2 protein-coding genes are annotated in these 3,164 nt (G+C 76.6%); one reads left to right on the forward strand and one right to left on the reverse strand.

Annotation, left to right across the window (positions count from 1 at the left end):
* Positions 1 to 127: 127 nt before the first annotated feature.
* On the reverse strand, positions 128 to 1,336 hold the full coding sequence (locus tag ABZ924_RS38340) for an MFS transporter (protein ID WP_361920342.1): 1,209 nt from the start codon (positions 1,334 to 1,336) through the stop codon (positions 128 to 130).
* Between the two features lie 161 nt (positions 1,337 to 1,497).
* Here ABZ924_RS38340 and ABZ924_RS38345 point away from each other — a divergent pair, with 161 nt between their 5' ends.
* Positions 1,498 to 2,490, forward strand: a complete 993-nt coding sequence (locus ABZ924_RS38345) for a DUF5937 family protein (RefSeq protein ID WP_361920344.1) — start codon at positions 1,498 to 1,500, stop codon at positions 2,488 to 2,490.
* Positions 2,491 to 3,164: the final 674 nt, after the last annotated feature.

The raw sequence follows: 3,164 nt of genomic DNA on the forward strand, positions 1-3,164 counted from the left end.
GGAGAGGCTCCCGATTACTGGACGTCCTCGGGTGCCTCGACAACGCAGCGAGGTGCGGTGCCGGGCGGCGCGGGTCTGGGGGCACCTCCCAGCGGTAGCTGGGGGAGCAAGATCCGGAAGAGACGGCCTAGAGGCGCGGGGCCGCCGTGGACCGGAGTTGCGCGAGGAGGAGCAGGGTGACCGCCGTGCCCAGGAGGGCGGCGGCCGTGACGACCTGGTGGACCGGGAGGAATTCGGCGGCGAGCCCGGCCAGGGCCATGCCGACGCCCTGGGAGGTCATCAGCCCGGTGCTCAGCAGCGTCATGGCCCGGCCGCGCAGCTCCTCGGGGACCGCGTCCACGTACCACTGGTCGAGCCCCAGGGTGTACGCGTGCGCCAGCCCGGCGGCGAGCAGCGCGGCGAGGACGGCCGGCACTCCCGGCCGGAGCGCGAACACCAGCAGCGGCAGCAGCCCGCCGGCGCACAGCGGGACGACCAGCCGCGCGCGGGCGTCGGGGCCGAGGCGCGAGCCGGCCCACAGCTCACCCGCGATCGTGCCGACGGGCAGCGCGCACATCATCGCCCCGAGGGCGGCGGTGCCGGCGCCGATTCCGTCGGCGTACGGCGCGAGCAGCGCCTCGGGAGCGATGGCGAACACCGGCGGCAGCCAGAACAGCAGGACCAGGGCCCGCAGCCTGCGGTCGCCGAGGACGGCGCGCAGCCCGGCGAGCGGGGACGTGCGGTCGGCGCCGCCGCGGGCCGGCCGGGCCCGCGTCCCGAAGCGCAGCAGCAGGGCGGAGCCCAGGAACCCGGCCGCGGTCAGGGCGATCGCGGCGCGCGGCGCGAGCACGGTGAGCAGGAGCCCGCCGAGGCCGAAGCCGATGAGCTGGGCGCTCTGGGCCACCATCCGCATCAGGGACCGGCCCAGGACGAAGGCGTCGCCGGCCCCGAGCACATCGGCGAGGGAGGCGTTGCGCGTGCCCTGGAACAGGGGCGCGGCGAAGGCCATGGCGCTGCGCAACACGAGCAGCCCGGCGACGGGCGTGCCCGGCCAGACCATGGCGGCCGCGCAGCCGGCGCACAGCAGGTCGCAGGCGACGAGGACCCGGCGGGCCGGGTGGCGGTCGGCGAGCGGGGCGAGCAGCGTGCCGCCGACGGCGTACGGGAGGAAGCCGAGGGCGAAGGTGAGCGCGCTCAACAGGGGCGAGCCGGTGGTGCGGAAGACGAGGACGGTGAGGGCGATCTCGGCGACGACGAGGCCGAGGACGGACATCAGGTGGGCGGCGAACACGAACCGGAACTCCCGCACCCGGAAGACGGGCCGATAGCCGGCCGTGGCCTGCTGGACGGTGGACATGCGGACACCCTGCGGGGCTGCGGCGGGGGCCGACAGTGATTCGCCGCAGGCCGAATCACCGCCCGCTGCGGGCCGGCGCGGCCGTAAGCCGGCGGCCGCGTACCGTGGGGGGCGCGGTGCGAAGGGGCCGGGAGGGACGGGCCGCGGCGGGGAGGGGGAGCGTGGCGTTTCATTTTCGGTTCGGGGCCGCCGACCTGTTGCGGTGCCGGTTCTCGCTCTCGCCGCGCTGGGAGACCCAGGAGGCCGTGCGCACGCTGATGCGGCCGCACCGGCAGGCGTACCACCTGCCCTGGCTGCGGCAGATCCGGGCGGCCGCCGACGGGCTGGACCTGCGGCCGCTGTGGCTGCTGATGCCGCGCCGCGGACACAACCCGGACTTCCTCAGCCCGCCCCCGCTCGGCCCTTCGGTCACCTTCGACGAGGAGCTGGCCCGGGTGCGGGCCGCCGCCGACGCCGATCCGCAGGCGCTGCACGAGGACCTGCGGCGGGCCCTGGTGTGCACCCCGGGGGCGGCCGAGGGGGAGCTCGGCCGGCGGATGCTCGCCGACCCGGCCCGCGCGGTACGGGAGCTGGCCGATCTGTACGAGCAGGCGTGGGCGGCACTGATCGCCCCGCACTGGCCGCGGCTGCGGGCCCTGCTGGAAGCGGACATCCTCTTCCACTCCCGCCGGCTGGCGGCGGGCGGGCTCCAGGCGCTGTTCGACGGGCTCCACCCCGACCTCGTGTGGTCCGGGGACACCCTGACCATCCGCCGTCCGACCCACCACGACCGCCGCCTGGACGGGCAGGGGCTGCTGCTGATGCCGAGCGCGTTCGTCTGGCCGGAGGTGGTCGGCGGCTACGACCCGCCCTGGCAGCCGACGCTGGTCTACCCCGCCCGCGGTATCGGCGCCCTGTGGACCGCCCCCGCCGGACCGGCCCCGCAGGCGCTGGCCCGGCTGCTGGGCCGGGGCCGGGCGGAGGTGCTGTGCGCGCTGCACGAGCCGGCCTCCACCACCGACCTGGCGGGCCGGCTGGGCCTGGCACCCGCCACCGTCTCCGCGCACCTGAAGGCGCTGCACGGGGCGGGCCTGCTGCTCTCGGCCCGACACGGCCACCGGGTCCTGTACGAACGCACCCCGCTGGCCATCGCCCTGACCCAGGGCCGGCCCTGACCACCCGTCACCCACCGCTCCGGCGCCGCCACCTCGGGCCGTCCGGCGGGCCCGTGCCGCGCCGCCTCAAACGCCGGCGGGGCTGGGTTTTCGCGGTGCCGGCGTGCGCGCGGTGGAACCGCTGCCTCAGGGCCGTCCCGCGGGCCCATGCCGCGCCGCCTCAATCGCCGGCGGGGCTGACAGTGGCCCCCTGGCCGGGGTCGGCCTGCCGCCCACGGCTCGGCTACGCCTCAAACGCCGGCTGGACAGGGTTCGGCTGCGCGGTACCGGCGTGCGAGCGGGAGAGCCGCTGCCTCGAGGCCGTCCCGCGGGCCCGCGCCGCGCCGCCTCAATCGCCGGCGGGGCTGACAGTGGCCCCCTGGCCCCGGGTTTGGGCTGCCGCCCACGGCTTAGCGTCGCCTCAAACGCCGGCGAGGCTGGGTTTGGCTTCGCTCTGCCCGCATACAGGGCGGGGTTGGCTTCGCTCTGCCCGCATACAGGGCGGGGTTGGCTTCGCTCTGCCGGCATGCGGGGCGGGGTCGGCTTCGGTCTGCCCGTGTGCGGGGTGGGGTTGGCTTTGCTTTGGCCGTATCCCGTGGGTGGGGTGGGGAGGTCGGCCGGGCGGGTGGGGTGTGGACACTGCGGTGGTGAGTCGAGGATGAGCGGTCACCGCCGGGTGCGCACCGGATGCGGCC

Origin of the sequence: Streptomyces sp. NPDC046876, assembly GCF_040645035.1 — a bacterium.
GTDB lineage: Bacteria > Actinomycetota > Actinomycetes > Streptomycetales > Streptomycetaceae > Streptomyces.

Coding starts and splice junctions, on each gene's coding strand:
- ABZ924_RS38340 (WP_361920342.1), bottom strand. CDS start 1,336: ATGTCCACCGTCCAGCAGGCCACGGCCGGCTATCGGCCCGTCTTCCGG.